General features: G+C 54.0%; 11 protein-coding genes. All 11 read left to right on the forward strand.

Annotated elements, in window-relative coordinates:
* The first annotated feature begins 208 nt into the window (after positions 1-208).
* The 11 genes from EFB08_RS03670 (at position 209) to bglX (ending at position 17,427) form a co-directional block, all read left to right on the forward strand.
* On the forward strand, positions 209-2,011 hold the full coding sequence (locus EFB08_RS03670) for a glycoside hydrolase family 13 protein (protein WP_123125519.1): 1,803 nt from the start codon (positions 209-211) through the stop codon (positions 2,009-2,011).
* 203 nt (positions 2,012-2,214) lie between these two features.
* Entirely contained in the window at positions 2,215-2,547 is a 333-nt protein-coding gene (locus tag EFB08_RS03675) for an ArsR/SmtB family transcription factor (protein WP_123125520.1), read from the forward strand.
* Positions 2,548-2,582: 35 nt separating this feature from the next.
* Positions 2,583-3,155, forward strand: coding sequence for a DUF6428 family protein (locus EFB08_RS03680; protein WP_123125521.1), 573 nt, complete (start codon positions 2,583-2,585; stop codon positions 3,153-3,155).
* A 32-nt stretch (positions 3,156-3,187) separates the two neighbouring features.
* Positions 3,188-3,607 (forward strand): arsenate reductase ArsC, encoded by a 420-nt coding sequence (locus EFB08_RS03685; RefSeq protein ID WP_123125522.1) that lies wholly within the window; start codon positions 3,188-3,190, stop codon positions 3,605-3,607.
* 109 nt (positions 3,608-3,716) lie between these two features.
* Positions 3,717-4,811 carry an ACR3 family arsenite efflux transporter gene (arsB, locus tag EFB08_RS03690; RefSeq protein ID WP_123125523.1) on the forward strand — a complete coding sequence of 365 codons (1,095 nt, stop codon included), beginning with the start codon at positions 3,717-3,719 and terminating at the stop codon, positions 4,809-4,811.
* Between the two features lie 614 nt (positions 4,812-5,425).
* Entirely contained in the window at positions 5,426-8,392 is a 2,967-nt protein-coding gene (locus EFB08_RS03695) for a SusC/RagA family TonB-linked outer membrane protein (RefSeq protein WP_123125524.1), read from the forward strand.
* Positions 8,393-8,405: 13 nt separating this feature from the next.
* On the forward strand, positions 8,406-9,875 hold the full coding sequence (locus EFB08_RS03700) for a RagB/SusD family nutrient uptake outer membrane protein (protein ID WP_123125525.1): 1,470 nt from the start codon (positions 8,406-8,408) through the stop codon (positions 9,873-9,875).
* A 176-nt stretch (positions 9,876-10,051) separates the two neighbouring features.
* The gene (locus EFB08_RS03705) at positions 10,052-11,674 is read left to right on the forward strand and encodes a glucoamylase family protein (protein ID WP_123125526.1); all 1,623 of its coding nucleotides are present in this window, start codon (positions 10,052-10,054) and stop codon (positions 11,672-11,674) included.
* Positions 11,675-11,722: 48 nt separating this feature from the next.
* On the forward strand, positions 11,723-13,063 hold the full coding sequence (locus EFB08_RS03710; RefSeq protein ID WP_123125527.1) for a glucoamylase family protein: 1,341 nt from the start codon (positions 11,723-11,725) through the stop codon (positions 13,061-13,063).
* A complete protein-coding gene (locus EFB08_RS03715; RefSeq protein WP_193553956.1) occupies positions 13,060-14,817 on the forward strand; it encodes a family 43 glycosylhydrolase in 1,758 nt (585 codons plus the stop codon). The genes EFB08_RS03710 and EFB08_RS03715 overlap by 4 nt, the downstream gene beginning before the upstream one ends.
* A 219-nt stretch (positions 14,818-15,036) precedes the next feature.
* Complete coding sequence (gene bglX, locus EFB08_RS03720) at positions 15,037-17,427, forward strand: beta-glucosidase BglX (protein ID WP_227006197.1); 2,391 nt, start codon at positions 15,037-15,039, stop codon at positions 17,425-17,427.
* Positions 17,428-17,438: the final 11 nt, after the last annotated feature.

A 17,438-nucleotide genomic window follows, 5' to 3' on the forward strand; every position in this document is an offset into this window, starting at 1 on the left:
TTTGGGCTATTCCAGAATCTTGCAGAAAACGCTTTTTCGTTGCGCAAGGAAAACAAACGTCTTAGCCTTCCTTGCTTTAGATTTCGGCCTGTTTTCAGGAAAACAGCCTTAAAGCGTCTTAAAACCTTTTACCACTTATCACTCCATCACCAAACAAATGGTCAAAAACGAAACAAGCCTCACAGCGGGGAGAACATCGAAACGAAGGATGCTTTCTCTGCTCTTCGTGTACCTCTTTGGCGGCGCCTCGCTGGGCTGGGCGCAACAGCCGAAAGATTTTACCCCTGAATGGAGCAAAGGCGTGGTGTGGTACCAGGTCTTCCCGGACCGGTTCTACAACGGAGACCCCTCCAATGACCCCAAAGTCACCGACCAAAGCGGCGCCTACCCCTTTGATGACTCCTCGGCTTTCCAGATTCATCCCTGGACCAGTGACTGGTACCAGTTGCAGCCTTACGAGCAGAAAAACGGGAAAGACATTTACTACAACCTCCAACGGCGTAGGTACGGGGGCGATTTGCAGGGGGTGATCAAGAAGCTGGATTACCTCAAAAACCTGGGGGTCAATGCCATCTACATGAACCCTATTTTCTGGGCCCCTTCCTCGCATAAATACGACGCCCTCACCTACCACCACGTAGACCCTACCTTCGGCCCCGATCCCGAAGGAGATAAAAAGCTGATGGAAAAGGAGAATCCCCTAGACCCCGCCACCTGGGTGTGGACCTCAGCCGATAAACTGGCCCTGAAGCTCATTGAGGAAGTACACAAGCGCAAGATGTACATCATCTTTGACGGTGTGTTCAACCACATGGGCGTTAACAGTTTCGCGTTCCGCGATGTGGAGAAAAACCAGCAGGCATCGGCTTACCGTGACTGGTTCATGGTTGACAGCTGGCGCGATCCCGCCAAAGGCACTCCCTTCAAGTACAAAGGCTGGTTTGGCGTGAAAACCTTACCCGAACTGAAGGAAGACAGCACCGGCATAGTGGCCGGCCCCAAGGAATACATCTTCAATGCCACCAAACGCTGGATGAACCCCATGGGCAAAGGCGCGGCGCACGGCATTGACGGCTGGCGCCTTGATGTGGCCTATGACGTGGGGCACCCTTTCTGGAAAGAGTGGCGCAAGTGGGTGCGCAGCATCAACCCGCAGGCCTACATGACCGCCGAACTTGTGTTTTCCATTGAGCAGACCCGCCCTTACCTAAGCGGAGACGAGTTTGACGCCACCATGAACTACAACTTCGCCTTTATCACGCATGACTTCTTCGTGCAGGAAAAAACTGCCTCTACCGTCACCCAGTTCGATACCAGGCTGAAGGAACTGCGCGAGGCGTTTGGCGAAGGCGTGGCCCATAACATGCAGAACCTCATGGACAGCCACGATGCCACCCGCCTTGGCAGCGCCGTAGCCAACCCAGACGGCCTCAAGTTCGGGGACTGGGGGAAATACTTTAACTGGAGCCAGAAAAGCAACAACAAGAATTACAACGCCCGCAAACCTACAGCCGCCCAGTTGCAGAAACAGAAACTGATTGCGGCTTTCCAGTTGCTCTACCTGGGTGCACCTATGATCTATTACGGTGATGAGGTAGGCATGTGGGGTTCCAACGACCCAGACTGCCGCAAACCCATGGTGTGGCAGGAAATGAAATACCAGCCAGAAACCCACAACCCAGACCAAAGCAAGCATGATCCAGACCAGGTTGCCTTCAACAAAGACCTGTATGCGTGGTACAAGAAATTCATTGGGTTACGCAACCAGTACAAGTCCATCAAGCTTGGCAACTACACTACCCTGGAAACAAACGATGCGCAGAAACTGTACGCCTTCAGCCGCAAACTAGGCAATGAGGAAGTGATTGTAATTATCAACCGCGGAGACAAACCCGCCTCCTTTACTCATGCGGCCCTGCAGAAGGGCGGTTTTAAGGACGTTTTCACAAAATCGGCCTCGAAACAGGTTACGGTGAATCCTATGAATCTGGCAGTGCTTAGCAACAAGTAAAACAACCCTTTGGGAACCTAAGCCAGGCGAACGAAGAAACATCAGAACTGGGGTGTGGAGGAAAACTCTGCACCCCAGTTCTGCTTTAGGCTGGGCCGGAAGTCAAACCTCTTTCTTACATGGCATAACACCACGGGCATCAATGATTTGCTTTCGCGCTAGCTTCATCGTATCTTTACGATAAATTAAACAACCCTACTTTCATGGGAGTCACCAAAACAGAAAACTTCACAGCCGAGCAAAACCTGGTGGCCGGGTATGCAAAAGCACTGGCGCATCCTGCCCGAATTGCGATTCTGCAGCACCTCCTGCAAAAGCAGACCTGCGTTTGCGGTGATTTGGTGGACGAACTTCCGCTGGCCCAGGCCACCGTCTCCCAGCACCTCAAAGAGCTTAAATCGGTGGGATTGATCAAAGGCACCGTAGAAGGCACCAGCGTCTGCTACTGCATTGACCAGAACAAGTGGGCCGAGGTCAGGGACATCTTCCTGCAGTTGTTCTCCAGCCCTGTTGCCTGCCAGGACTCCTGCTGTTAAAAACCTGCTTTCTTCTAGCGTAACATTTCAATCATATGAATCATCATAATCTTTTTACCTGGGGAGCTTTCAAAAGCGAGCTTGCCCAATACCCCGCTCTCCCGTTGCAGTTCCAGTACGCCGAGGACAAATGGGTAGACGCCTCTTACCACATCACTGAGATCAAACAGGCTCCCATTGTGTCTGTTGACTGCGGCGGGCAGATGAACAGTTGGACCGAGGTCATTGTGCAGTTGTGGGAACCCGGTCAGGGAAACGACGGTCAGCCCATGGCGGTGAGCAAGGCGCTTTCCATCATTGAGGTGGTTGAGAAGGTTTTGCCGTTGAACCCGTTGGGCATCGTAAAAATAGAGTTCGGGAATGCTCAGTTTGACACGCGCCAGATGTACCCGGCCCAATTGACGGTGAACGGAGGAAACCTGGTGGTGAACCTTACGCCCGATGCCACGCAATGCAAAGCCATAGAGCGCGGCGGAAGTTGCGGCACCACCGCCTCTGGGGAAGAATGCTGCGCACCTGCTCCGGCGTCGGAGAAAAAGAAAATCCAATTGGTAGAGCTCACCACCTTTCAGGGTGATAGCTGCACTCCGGGCTCGGGCTGCTGCTAATTCCCCTTTTGACCTTACTTTTTGAAAACCACATGAAAAACGTACTTGTTCTGTGCACCGGCAACTCCTGCCGCAGCCAACTAGCCGAAGGGTACCTACGCCAATTTGCCAACGGGAAAGCCAACATCTACAGCGCTGGTATTGAAACGCATGGCGTTAACCCTAAAGCGGTAGCTGCCATGGCCGCCGATGGCATAGACATCTCGGGGCACACCTCTAACCACATAGATGAATACCGCCAGATTCCGTTTGACTACGTCATCACGGTGTGCGACCATGCCCAGGAAAACTGCCCCTATTTTCCTACCAATGCGGAGCGTATCCACCATAACTTCCCAGATCCAGCAAAGGCCACGGGCACACCAGAGGAAATCACCGCCACGTTCCACCAGGTACGCGATCAAATCAAACAATTCAGCCAGCAGTTTGTAGAGAAGTATCTGCCAGAGTAGACTATAGGCAGAAGTGCCCTGTTTAGCACCTGTTTTAAGAAAACTGCCCAAAAAGAGTACTGCCTTTTATTCTCATAAGGCCCGTACCCCTTTTAATTAGGACGAAGATATGAGTCAATGCACTGTAGATAAACGCAAACAGCTTTCCACCCTGGATCGTTTTCTCACCCTCTGGATTTTCGTGGCCATGGGCGCAGGCGTGCTCCTGGGGTACCTGTACCCCGGCACCGAAGACGTCATCAACACGTTTCAGGCGGGTACCGTGAACGTGCCCATCGCTGCGGGCCTAATTCTCATGATGTACCCGCCGCTGGCCAAGGTGCGCTACGAGCAGTTGGGCCGCGTGTTTGAGAACGTGAAGGTGATTACCCTGTCGCTGGGGCTCAACTGGATCATCGGGCCGGTGCTCATGTTTCTGCTGGCCATTATTTTCCTACGAGATTACCCCGAGTACATGGTGGGCATCATCCTCATCGGGCTGGCCCGCTGCATTGCCATGGTGCTGGTCTGGAACGAACTGGCCGAGGGCGACCGCGAGTACGCCGCCGGGCTGGTGGCGTTCAACAGCATTTTCCAGGTTTTGTTCTACAGCGTCTTCGCCTTTGTCTTCATCACGGTGCTGCCCACCTGGTTCGGGCTGGAGGGGAAAGTGGTGGACATCAGCATGGGCGCCATTGCCGAGAGCGTGTTCATTTACCTGGGCATTCCGTTCCTGCTGGGCTTTTTGTCACGGCTCTTTCTCCGTAAAATCAAGGGCGATGCCTGGTACACGCAGAAGTTCCTTCCGGCCATCAGCCCTATAACGCTGGTGGCGCTGCTGTTTACCATTGTAGTCATGTTCAGCCTGAAAGGAAACCTGATTGTGAGCATTCCGCTGGATGTGTTGCGTATTGCCGTGCCGCTGGTGATCTACTTTGCTATCATGTTCCTGGTGAGCATTTACCTGGGCAAAGCGTTGGGGGCCAATTACCCCCAGAACGCCTCCGTGGCCTTCACTGCCACGGGCAACAACTTTGAACTGGCCATTGCGGTGGCCATTGGCGTGTTCGGGTTGAACTCAGGGCAGGCATTTGCCGGCGTGGTGGGCCCCTTGATTGAGGTACCGGCGTTGATTGGCTTGGTAAACGTTGCTTATTGGTTCCGGAGGAAATACTACAACTCTGAGCCCCTGCTCACTTCTACTCCTGAAACAGGCAAGATGTAAGAAAAACAGGCCCTAAACGCAGGCTGACTTTTGCTCACGTCAATCAGGCAGTTCCTCTTCCTGATCTTTTCCCGGCTCAACCTTTCTGAATCAGGGAAAATTACAAGAGAATACGGACATCGGACAGCCTGCCTCCTGCTTTGGCTACACGCTTTTACTGTGGTTTGCTCCTTTTGTGCCCAAAGCGGGAACCCAGGAACAACCGCCCCTTAGAGTACTTCAGCCCGCCGCTTTTTAAGACAGGCCCTCCCCAAGTGGTTCCCACTCGCTTAGAAGTCCCTTTTCCCCGGCTCACCATCGGCCTGAATCCTGGCAAACGGTTAATTGGGCAAATCTTCGGACCTAAATCCCTCTGGAAAACAGCTCTGGCACTTACAAACTTACCTCCCTATCACCTCTCTCATTCAAGGCATTCGCTGCACGATAATTGAAATTATAATATACCCATTAAAGTTTGGATTTCAATTCCATAGTTTTCAATTGGAATCAAGCCATAATATTATAAATCTCGTAATTGAAGTAATATTGTTGAGGCAACTTATTAGCCTTTAGTCAATTATGTAAGGACTTTTAGGTCAGTTCAGCAGAGTTTGTACCCTTATACCAAACTACCTATGAAACAATCCCTACTCCTTCTCCTTATTTACCTGTTAACCCTCAACCTTGCCCATGGGCAGAGCACCGTTACCATAACTGGTCGGGTTACCGATGCTGGTACCGGTGAAGCCCTTATTGGCTCGAGTGTACAGGTAAGGGGCACCACCCTAGGTGCCCAGACCGACGCTACCGGTGGGTTCACCATCGCTAACGTGCCGCCAGATGCTACCCTGGTGATCAGCTACATTGGCTACGTTGACCAAACCGTAGCCGTGAACGGCAGAACCTCTATCAACATTCAATTGGCGCCTGCTTCTACTGAGTTAGCGCAGGTAGTGGTAGTGGGCTACGGAACGCAGCAGAAACGAGACGTGACCGGCTCCATCTCCTCGGTAAAGAGCGTAGAGTTTGAGCGGCAGTCATCGCAAAATCCAGTCAGCTCTATTCAAGGGAAAGTGGCCGGCGTGCAGGTGACCAACTCCGGGGCGCCGGGCGCGGCTCCGCAGGTCAGGATCAGAGGAGTAGGCTCTGCCCAGGGCGGGGTTGAACCGCTGTATGTGGTAGATGGCACCTTCGTACCCAACCTGAGCTTCCTGAACCCTGCCGATATTGAGTCCATGGAGATTCTGAAAGATGCTTCCAGCGCCTCTATCTACGGCATTAGGGCGGCTAACGGAGTGGTTATTGTGACCACCAAGCGTGGGAAAGCCGGCGAGACCAGAATCAACTACAACGGGTTTGTGGGCATTCAGCGGGCGACAAACAAACTAGAAATGGCCGATGCCCGGGAGTATGTGGAGTTGTACAATGAGAAAAACGCCCGAGATACTGCCACAAATATCGCCAGCACTGACTGGTTTGATCAGATTCTGCGCACCGCCATGATCCACAACCACCAGATCTCTGCCTCCGGCGGATCTGAGAAAGCGACTTACAACGTGAGTGCCGGTTACCTGAAACAGGAAGGTTTGGTGAGAAGCCATAACTATGAGCGGATTACGGCCCGGCTTCAGTCAGATCTGAAGCTTTCTGATAGAGTGAAAGTAGGCTACAACGGTATTTTCTCCGGCTACAGGTTCAGGGACAGTATTCCCAACAACATCTTCTACCAAGCGTATGTTCTGCCTCCCATTGTACCCGTCAGAGATGCCAGTGGGAACTATGGTGATCCCGCAGCAGTCGGCACCTTTTCCAATCCGCAGGTTACCCTTGACTGGTTTAACCAACGGTCTAGTGGCCAGCGGGTAACCGGCAACGTGTTTGGGGAGTGGAATTTCCTGAATGCGTTCACGTTCCGGACCAGCCTGGGCCTGGACTATAGCATAGATGAATTCCGGACCTTCCAATCCGCTGAGTTCTTTACCGCTGCCCAAAACGCCACCGTCAGCTCTTTAACCAGAAGCCGGAGTAAAACGAACAGTTGGCTTTGGGAAAACACACTTACCTTCCAGAAAACCTTTGGGGACCATGAGGTGACGGCTCTGGCGGGTACGTCCTCCCAGGAGGCCTTTGCCGAAAGGCTGGGAGGCTCTGTGAGAGGCGTGACCTATGAAACCGAAGCCAACCTCTACCTCAGCAACGGCGACCCAACCACCCTCATCGCCAATAACAGTGCCAGCAGGGAGAAATTCCTGTCCTACTTCGGGCGGATCAATTATTCTTTCCTGGGAAAATACCTGTTAACGGCCACCCTCCGGTACGACGGTTCCTCTAAATACCCTGAAAGCGACCGCTATGATTATTTCCCTTCTATTGGGGTAGGCTGGGTAGTAACAGAAGAGTCCTTCATGCAGAACCAGGATGTCCTGGACTTCATGAAAGTGCGGGCAAGTTGGGGCAAACTGGGAAACAACAACGTACCGGCCAACATTACCTCTGTGACCGTATCCAACCTGCCAAGGTATATCGCCTTCTTCAATGGCGTTCCTAGCCCCGGAAGGAACATCAACACGGTTGCTCCTCCCAATTTGCTATGGGAGGTAGTAGAGGAGACAGATATTGGAGCGGAGTTCGCTCTCCTGAATAACCGGTTAACCTTTGAGGTAGACTGGTACAACAAGAAAACCGAGAACGCAGTCTTCTCCATTCCGTTGATTGGTACTTCCGGCGCTGAGAACAATTCTATTACGGGTAATTATGCCACGTTCCAAAACCGAGGATTTGAGCTTGCCGCGCGCTGGAACACCACGGTAGGCAACGATTTCTCCTACAGCGTGGGGGTTAACTTCGCCAAAAACAAGAACGAGGTTATTGGCCTGGCTACCGGTAACACTTCCCTGGCTGCCGGGTCTCTAGGCTTTGGCCAGTATCTGGTTACCGTTTCCAGAGTGGGTCTCCCCATTGGTTCTTTCTACGGATACCAGGTAGACGGCATCTTCCAGACCGACCAGGAAGCTGATGAATCTGCCCAGCCCAATGCCGTTGCCGGTGATTTCCGGTACCGTGACCTGAACGGAGACAATGTCATTGACGCCAGTGACAAAACATTGTTAGGCAATCCAAACCCCGGGATTCTCTACGGCATCAACACCAGTTTTACGTATAAGAACATAGACTTACAGCTAGATATCCAGGGGGTTGCCGACGTAGACATCTACAACGCCAACCGAAATATCCGTTTCGGTAACGAAAATTACGACCAAGACTTCTATGACAACCGATGGAGGGGACCTGGCACCTCTAACACCTACCCTTCCGCCAGACTGATAGGCTCCAATTTGGACCCGAGCAGTTTCTATGTTGAGAGCGGCGATTATATCCGGATCCGGAACCTGCAATTGGGCTATACCTTCCCCACCACAACCATCTCCCGGTGGAAAATGCAAGGGCTCAGGGTCTTCCTCAATGCGCAGAACCCGATCACCATTTTTGACTACAACGGTTTCTCCCCAGAAGTGAGCGGCTCACCAATTGAATCTGGGATTGACCGCAACGTCTACCCACTCTCCGCTACTTACAACTTAGGTGTGAACGTAACTTTCTAAACAGACAAAAACCATGGAAAATAGACTATATCAGAAAAAACGTGGCACCTGGCTGTTGACGGGGGCTTTCGCACTAGGGATTTTGTACTCCTGCAATGATTCATTCCTGGATGTGCCGCCCGAAGGGAAGGCGGTGGAAACCCAGTTTTTCCAAACCCCGGCCCACGCCGTGGAAGCGGTGAACTCAGTTTACGGTAACCTAAGGGAATGGAACAACATTGCGTTCGCGCACATGGCTTTAACCACCGTTACCTCTGACGATGCAGACAAAGGAAGCGTGGAAGGCGACGCTGACTTCATGAATCTATATGACCAATTTACATTCACGTCCACCGAGGGGCAATTAAACGGCTACTGGGTAGGGCAATACCAGGGCATCAACCTGGCTAACCGGGTACTGGACAATGTACCGGGAATCAGCATGGATGAAAACCTGAAAACCCGGATGTTGGCTGAAACTAAGTTCCTGCGGGCCTATCACTACTTCAATTTGGTTCGGGCCTTTGGCGGGGTGCCCATTGTGAGCAAAGTTCCGGAGACCCCGGAAGAACTGAACCCGGCCCGGGCTTCCCGCGAAGAGGTATACGCGTTTATTGAACAGGATCTGAATGATGCCATTGCGGTGCTGCCCGTTTCTTACCCGGCCTCAGATAAGGGGCGGGCTACCAAAGGAGCCGCCCTTAGCTTATTGGCCAAGGTGAACCTCTACCAAAGCCAGTGGCAAGAGGTACTCACGCTCACCGAGCAAGTCATGGGCCTGGGCTACAGCCTGACACCTGATTTTTACCAGATTTTCCGGATTTCGGGCGAAAACAACAATGAGTCTATCTTTGAGATCCAGGCCCAATCCTTGCCCGGTAACTGCGATGCGGCCAACAGCCAATGGGCAGAGGTACAATCTCCGCGCCTTCCTCAGATAGGCTGGGGTTTTTTCACTCCCTCTGAAGACTTGGTCAACGCCTTTGAACCCGGTGACGAGCGCAGAGAGGCCACCATTCTGTTCCGCGGCGAGACCACTCCAGAAGGAGACCTCATTAGTCCCGATGCTCCCAACCCCCGGTACAACCAGAAAGCCTATGTTCCTTTCAGCGTAACCAGAGTGTGTGGATATGGCAAAGACCAGAACATCAGAATTCTGCGCTACGCGGAAGTACTGCTCATGCACGCCGAAGCCGCCAACGAATTAGGGCAAACCGGCAAAGCGGAAAGCTCCTTGAACATGGTGCGGCAGCGGGCCGGTCTGGATCCGGTCGCCTTCACCACCAAGGAAGACATGCGCATGAGAATCTGGCACGAACGCCGGGTGGAGTTGGCGCTGGAAAACGGCGAACGCTTCTATGACCTGGTACGCCAGGGCCGCGCTGAGCAGGTGCTGAGGGCCCTGGGCAAGAACTTCACCACAGGTAAAAACGAAGTATTCCCCATACCGCAGACCCAGATCACCCTCAGCGGCGGAAGGCTGGAGCAGAACCCGGGTTACTGATAGTTACAACAGGTAAAAGGCCGGAGCTTGCTGCTCCGGCCCCATCTATGAAATGCCTGCTTCTTGTGCAAACACCCCAGCGTTTTAGGCCTCCTTTCAGGAAAATGGCTTAAAAACAAACCTACGCTATCCGTTACCTGCCGGAGACTTCACCAGCAATTCATGCCATGCCTCCAATGACGAAACTGACGGTTTACTTCCTCTGCCTGCCGCTAGTTTGGCTTGCCTTCGCCTGCGATATAGGCAAAACCGAACCAGACGGCTCCACAGGGCTCCCGCCAGAAAACCCAGTAAATACCGAGCCTGATAAGGAGTTGCTGGACCGCGTGCAGCGGGAAACATTCAATTACTTCTGGGAGTATGCGCACCCCACCTCCGGCATGACGCGGGAAAGAACCAACTCCGGCGAAACGGTCACCAGCGGCGGCACCGGGTTCGGCGTGCAGGCCATAATCGTAGGCGTGCACCGCAAGTTCATCACGCGACAGGAAGCTACCGAACGCTTACTGAAGCTTTGCAACTTTCTGGCCCCAGCAGACCGGTTCCACGGAGTTTGGCCGCACTGGCTCAATGGCAGCAACGGTAAAGTAATTCCATTCAGCGCCAAAGACAACGGCGGCGATGTGATAGAAACCGCTTTCCTGATAAACGGGCTGCTTACCGCCAGAGCTTACTTCAACGGCGCCGATGCTCAGGAAACTGAGTTGCGCACCAAAATCACCCAACTCTGGGAAACCGTAGAATGGGATTGGTACGCCTCCCGCGGCGACAATAAGTTATACTGGCATTGGAGTCCTGATTACGGTTGGGAAATGAACATGCCCATCCAGGGCTGGAACGAGGGGCTCATTGCGTACGTGCTGGCGCTCGCCTCCCCTACCCATGCCATCTCTCCGGCGGTGTACCAAACTTCCTGGATTGGCAGCGGCTTTAGAAGCACCCAAATGCTGGAAGGCTATCAACTGGAGATTGGGCCACCCTATGGCGGGCCGCTGTTTTTCGCCCATTATTCATTTCTGAGCCTTGATCCCCGTCAGATGCAGGACCAGTACGTGAACTACTGGCAGCATAACGTAAAGCACACGCTCATCAACCGCTCCTACAGCATCTACCTGGCCCCAAAGGCTTACGGATATTTTGAGCAACTGTGGGGGCTAACAGCTTCTGATGATCCATTCGGCTACTCGGCCCACAGCCCTACCAACGATAATGGCACCGTTACGCCTACGGCGGCACTCAGTTCCTTTCCCTACACACCTTATTACTCCATACAAGTACTTCGGTATTTGTACGGCGGATTTAACGGCCAAATGATCGGGGCGTATGGTCCTTATGATGCTTACAATAAGCCTCGTAACTGGATAGGTAAGGATTACCTGGCCATTGATCAAGGGCCTATTGTGGCCATGGTTGAGAACTACCGCAGCGGGCTTTTATGGGGTCTTTTCACCAATCTGCCCGAAATCCAGGCTGGCTTGACCAAAGCAGGCATCACAAAACCAGTGTATGAAACCGGCTTCTACCTGGCCATTCCGGAAGTAAGAAGCGGTCAGTTTCACATGCTGAAACACCCCGATGCCGATGCTTACGGGATAGACGTGGCGGTGAAAGAGGCAGGCCCCATGACCCTGACCGTGGAGATGCCAGACGGAACCGTCATGGAGACGCTCTGGAACAATGAAAGTAAAGCCAGCGGGCAGTACCAGGTCAATTTCGGGAAAACCCTTTCGCCGGGGGCTTACAAACTCAAACTTAAAACCAGTACCCTCAACAAAGAACTGGCGGTTTTCCTGCATTAACGGAAAAACGGCCTCAAAACAGAACTGCACACCACCAACCAACGAACTATGAAGCAATTCTACACCATAGCACTTCTGCTGATTCTCTTCTGCGGCTGCGTGAACGCCCAGAAGAAAGGCACCCTGAAACGCCCCAAGAACCTCTCCGATGAACAACTCATGGAGCTGGTGCAGCGGCAGACCTTCCGGTATTTCTGGGATTTCGGGCACCCGGTGAGCGGTATGGCCCGCGAGCGGAGCAACGTGGCCTTTGACTACGGCGGCGAGGTGGTGACCACCGGCGGCACCGGCTTCGGGGTGATGGGCATCATCGTGGCCGCCGAGCGCAAGTGGATTACCCGCCAGCAGGCCGCCGAGCGGATGCTCAAAATCGTGAATTTTCTCTGGAAAGCCGATCAGTTCCATGGCGTGTTCCCGCATTGGCTCAACGGCGAGACGGGCAAAGTAATCCGGTTCAGTCCCAAAGACGATGGCGGCGATCTGGTGGAAACCTCCTTCCTGTTTCAGGGTCTGCTCTGCGCCCGCCAATACTTCAACCAAGACAACCCCACCGAGAGCCAGGTGCGCAACAAGATCCTCTGGATGTGGGAAGGAATTGAGTGGAACTGGCACACCCAGGGCGGACAGAACGTGCTGTACTGGCACTGGAGCCCCAACAACGGCTGGAGCATGAACCACCAGCTCCGCGGCTGGAACGAGGGGCTCATCACCTACGTACTGGCGGCCTCCTCGCCGCGGTTCAGCATCCCTCCGCAGGTGTATCACCAGGGCTGGACCACGAACAACTACTTCCGCAACGACCGCGAGTTCTACGGCATCAAACTGCCGCTGGGCTTTGACTACGGCGGGCCGCTGTTTTTCGCCCATTATTCCTTTTTAGGCCTTGATCCGAGGGGGCTCAAAGACCAGTACGCTGATTACTGGGAGCAGAACAAACGCCACACGCTCATCAACCGGGCCTATTGCATTGACAACCCTAAGAAGTACAAAGGCTACTCAGAGAACTCCTGGGGCCTCACCGCCAGCGACAGCTACCGGGGCTACGCCGCCCACTCGCCCACCGAGGACCTGGGTGTGATCACCCCCACCGCGGCCTTGTCCTCGTTCCCCTACACGCCGGAGTATTCCATGAAAGCGATGCGGTACTTCTATGACACCCTCGGCGATAAAACCTGGAGCGAGTACGGCTTCGTGGATGCCTTCAGCGAGCACCACAACTGGTACGCCAACTCGCACCTGGCCATCGACCAGGGCCCCATCATCGTCATGATCGAAAACCACCGCACCGGCCTGCTCTGGAAGCTGTTCATGAGCATTCCCGATGTGCAGAACGGCTTACGCAAACTCGGGTTTGAGAGTCCTCAGTTACCAGTAAACGCTAGCAAATGAAAACAGTCCTACACCTGGGCCTACTCCTGCTCATCGCCTTGCTGATGCACCTGCCGGCAGCCGCGCAGAAAACGCAACGCACCTACTGTAACCCCATGAACCTGGATTACGGCTACACGCCCATCCCCAACTTCACGGAATCGGGCAAACACCGCGCTACCGCCGACCCAGTCATTGTCATGTACAAAGGCGATTATTACCTGTTTTCCACGAATCAGTGGGGATACTGGTGGAGCAACAACCTCTACAACTGGAACTTTGTCTCCAAGTCTTTCCTGAAGCCGCACCACAAAGTCTATGATGACCTGTGCGCCCCGGCGGTGTTCGTGCTGGGCGATACGCTGCTGGTCTTCGGGTCCACGCACGAGAAGAATTTCCCGCTCTGGATGAGCACCAACCCCAAGGCAAATCAGTGGAAAGAGGCCGTGGAGCCGTTCCAGGTGGGTGCCTGGGACCCCGCCTTTTTCCTGGACGATGACAACCGCCTGTACCTCTACTGGGGCAGCAGCAACGTGTACCCCATGTACGGCATTGAGATCAACCGGAAAACCTTTGAGCCCATCGGCGAGAAAAAGGAGATGATCGGGCTGAACCACGAGCGGTTTGGGTGGCAGCGTTTCGGGGAGTACCTGGACAACACCTTCCTGGACCCGTTCATGGAAGGCGCCTGGATGGACAAGCACAACGGCAAGTATTACCTGCAATACGGCGCGCCCGGCACTGAATTCAGCGGCTACGCCGATGGCGTGCAGGTGGGCGACAGCCCATTGGGGCCGTTCAAGCCGCAGGCGCATAATCCGTTCGCCTACAAACCGGGCGGGTTCGCGCGCGGCGCGGGGCACGGCAACTCGTTCAAAGACAAATGGGGCAACTGGTGGCACGTCTCCACGGTGGTCATCTCGGTGAAAAATAACTTCGAGCGGCGTCTGGGCGTTTGGCCCGCTGGGTTCGACAAAGACGGCGTCATGTACTGCAACACCACCTTCGGGGATTACCCGCACTATCTGCCCAACGGCCCTTCTGATCACCTCAAGAGCCGCTTCACCGGCTGGATGCTCCTCAACTACAACAAACCTGTGACGGTTTCCTCCACGCTGGCGGCCTACGCACCCAACTACGCCGTGGACGAGAGCATCAAAACCTATTGGAGCGCCGCTACCGGAAACAAAGGCGAGTGGATCCAGACCGAGCTCGGCCAACCCAGCACCGTGAACGCTATCCAACTCAACTACGCTGACCAAGACGTGACTTTCCTAGGAAAGCAAACGAACATCTACCACCAGTACAAGCTGTACCATTCCCTAGACGGCAAAACCTGGAAGGTGCTGGTAGACAAAAGCCAGAACAAAACCGATGTACCGCATGACTACATTGAGTTAGACAAACCGGTGCAGGCGCGGTACCTCAAGCTGGAGAACCTGCACATGCCCACCGGCAAATTCGCCATCAGCGGGTTCAGGGTATTTGGAAGCGGCAACGGCAAAAAGCCCCAAACCGTGAAAGACCTCACCATCCTGCGCACCGAGAAAGACAAACGCAGCGCCTGGATCAAATGGTCGCAGGTGAGCGATGCTTACGCCTACAACCTCTACACGGGCGTGGCGCCAGACAAGCTCTACAACTGCATCATGGTGCACGGCGGCGGCGAGTACTACTTCAAAGGTATGGACAAAGAGCTGCCGTACTACTTCCAGATTGAGGCCATCAACGAGAACGGCGTTTCCACCAGAAGCAAAGTGATAGAATCTAAGTAGTGGTGTTTTAAAGCCGATTTAAGCAAAACTGTTTTAAAACCTCCACCCATAATATTAGGTGAAAAGCGCCTGGAGTATAGTTCCGTTTCGGGGCTGATTTTATTAAAACAAACTTAAAACAGCAGGTCCATATTTCTCCAAGCGAGAGGTTATCGGCGGCCGCTAAATAATATAAGAGAATATAAGAGAATACCATTAGAAGCCACTAAACACGCGCGAATGATGAGAAATTTTACCCTTGCCTTGCTCCTGCTCATAAGTGGCGGCTGCACACAAATGCCCCCGCAGAAAACACCGGAAACTGCCTCCGTCGGCTCCGGACAAAACCAGCCTGCCGCTACCGCCACTATCCCCATCCCCAATCGGCCGCAGGACCCTAAGATGAAGAAGTTCATTGATGACCTCATGGGCAAGATGACGCTGGAAGAAAAAATCGGGCAGCTGAACCTAGTATCGGTGGGCTTTACCGTAACTGGGCCGGTGGTGAGCGAGAACGTGGACGAGAACATCACTAAAGGTTTGGTAGGCGGCGTGTTCAATACGTTCACGCCTATTGCCGTGCGCAAACTGCAGGAGAAAGCCATCACCCAATCCCGCCTTAAAATCCCGCTTCTGTTCGGGTACGATGTGATCCACGGGCACCGTACCATTTTCCCGATGCCCATCGCCTTGGCCGCATCCTGGGACATGGCCGCTATTGAGCGCAGCGCCCGAATTGCCGCCGATGAAGCCTCGGCCGATGGCCTGAACTGGGTCTTCTCGCCTATGGTAGACATCGCCCGTGATCCGCGCTGGGGCCGCATAGCTGAGGGGGCAGGCGAAGACACCTGGCTGGGCTCTCAGGTAGGCAAAGCGATGGTGCGCGGCTATCAAGGAAATGACCTGGCCGCCAACAACACTGTGATGGCCTGCGTGAAGCACTTTGCCTTGTACGGTGCCGCCGAGGCTGGCCGCGACTACAACACCACCGACATGAGCGAACGCCGCATGATGGAGGAATACCTGCCGCCCTACAAAGCCGCGCTGGATGCGGGTGCAGGCAGCGTCATGTCCTCCTTCAACGACATCAACGGTGTGGCTGCCACCGGTAACCGTTGGCTCATGACCGAGCTGCTCCGGAACCAATGGGGCTTTGATGGGATGGTGGTCACCGACTACACCGCCATTAATGAGTTGATTCCGCATGGCTTAGGCAAAAACGAGTACGAAGTAGCCAAAGTAGCCTTAGATGCTGGCATTGACATGGACATGGTAGGTGAAGTCTTCCTGAAACACCTGGGCCAATTAGTGAAAGACAAAAAAGTCACCGAGGATCAGATCAATGTCGCCTGCCGCCGCATCCTGGAAGCCAAATACAAGCTGGGTTTGTTTGAAGACCCGTACCGTTACGCCAACGAACAACGCGCCAAAGAAACCTTATTGAAAAAGGAGTACCGCGATGCTGCGCGTGACATTGCCCGCCGTACCATGGTGCTGCTCAAAAACCAGAACCAGACGTTGCCACTAAAGAAAACAGCATCTATCGCCTTAGTGGGACCTCTGGTGAAAAGCCAGGTAGACCAACTGGGCAACTGGAACGGCGCCGGCGACTGGAAACAAGCCATCTCTGTAGAACAGGGCATCCGGAACGTAGCTGGCGCGGGCGTGAAAATCACCTACGCCAAAGGCGCTAACATCGCCGATGACACGCTCATGCTACGCCGACTGAACGCCCACGGCGGCAACATTGAAGTTGACCCACGCTCTGCCGAGGCCATGATTAGGGAAGCGGTGCAGGTCGCCCGCCGGGCCGATGTGATAGTAGCCGTGGTAGGCGAGTCGCAGGGCATGACGGGCGAGGCCTCCAGCCGTTCCGATATCACCTTACCCGGCCGCCAGCTGGATCTGCTCAAAGCCCTGAAAGCCACGGGCAAGCCTTTGGTAGTTGTGCTTATGAATGGTCGGCCGCTGGCCTTGAAATGGGAAAGCGACAATGCCGATGCCATTTTAGAGACCTGGTTCGCTGGCACCGAGGGCGGAAACGCCATCGCCGATGTATTGTTCGGGAACTACAATCCGTCCGGAAAGATTACGGCCACTTTCCCGCAGAACGTGGGCCAGGTGCCTATTTACTATAACCAGAAAATGACGGGTCGGCCTTACGGTGGGCAACAACTGGACAAGTACAAATCGCGCTACCTGGATGTGCCCAATGATCCGCTGTATCCGTTCGGGTTCGGGTTGAGCTACACCACGTTCTCCATCTCAGCGCCTACCTTAAGCACCGCCAATTTGCAGCCGGGGGGCAACATGACCGTGAGCGTGCAGGTGCAGAACACCGGTAACTATGACGGAGAGGAAGTTGTGCAACTGTATGTGCAGGATTTGGTGGGCACCGTCTCTCGGCCGGTGAAAGAGCTGAAAAACTTCAAGAAAGTCTTCCTCAAGAAAGGCGAGACGCAGACGGTGACCTTCACCCTCACGGAGAACGACCTCAAGTTCTATGACATCAACATGAAGTACGTGGCCGAGCCCGGCGATTTCATCGTGTACGTGGGCCCCAACTCCCGTGACGTGAAGTCAGCGCCTTTCACGCTCACGTCTTCGGGAGCCGCAGCCGGGAATCCGTAACCGGGAACGGA

This window comes from Rufibacter latericius (assembly GCF_003721515.1).
Taxonomy (GTDB): Bacteria; Bacteroidota; Bacteroidia; order Cytophagales; family Hymenobacteraceae; genus Nibribacter; species Nibribacter latericius.

Excerpts from the sequence above, each read along its gene's own strand:
- EFB08_RS03695 (WP_123125524.1), top strand. The coding sequence starts at position 5,426 with ATGAAACAATCCCTACTCCTTCTCCTTATTTACCTGTTAACCCTCAAC.
- bglX (WP_227006197.1), top strand. The coding sequence starts at position 15,037 with ATGATGAGAAATTTTACCCTTGCCTTGCTCCTGCTCATAAGTGGCGGC.
- EFB08_RS03685 (WP_123125522.1), top strand. The coding sequence starts at position 3,188 with ATGAAAAACGTACTTGTTCTGTGCACCGGCAACTCCTGCCGCAGCCAA.
- EFB08_RS03680 (WP_123125521.1), top strand. The coding sequence starts at position 2,583 with ATGAATCATCATAATCTTTTTACCTGGGGAGCTTTCAAAAGCGAGCTT.
- EFB08_RS03715 (WP_193553956.1), top strand. The coding sequence starts at position 13,060 with ATGAAAACAGTCCTACACCTGGGCCTACTCCTGCTCATCGCCTTGCTG.
- EFB08_RS03710 (WP_123125527.1), top strand. The coding sequence starts at position 11,723 with ATGAAGCAATTCTACACCATAGCACTTCTGCTGATTCTCTTCTGCGGC.
- EFB08_RS03700 (WP_123125525.1), top strand. The coding sequence starts at position 8,406 with ATGGAAAATAGACTATATCAGAAAAAACGTGGCACCTGGCTGTTGACG.
- EFB08_RS03670 (WP_123125519.1), top strand. The coding sequence starts at position 209 with ATGCTTTCTCTGCTCTTCGTGTACCTCTTTGGCGGCGCCTCGCTGGGC.
- EFB08_RS03705 (WP_123125526.1), top strand. The coding sequence starts at position 10,052 with ATGACGAAACTGACGGTTTACTTCCTCTGCCTGCCGCTAGTTTGGCTT.
- arsB (WP_123125523.1), top strand. The coding sequence starts at position 3,717 with ATGAGTCAATGCACTGTAGATAAACGCAAACAGCTTTCCACCCTGGAT.
- EFB08_RS03675 (WP_123125520.1), top strand. The coding sequence starts at position 2,215 with ATGGGAGTCACCAAAACAGAAAACTTCACAGCCGAGCAAAACCTGGTG.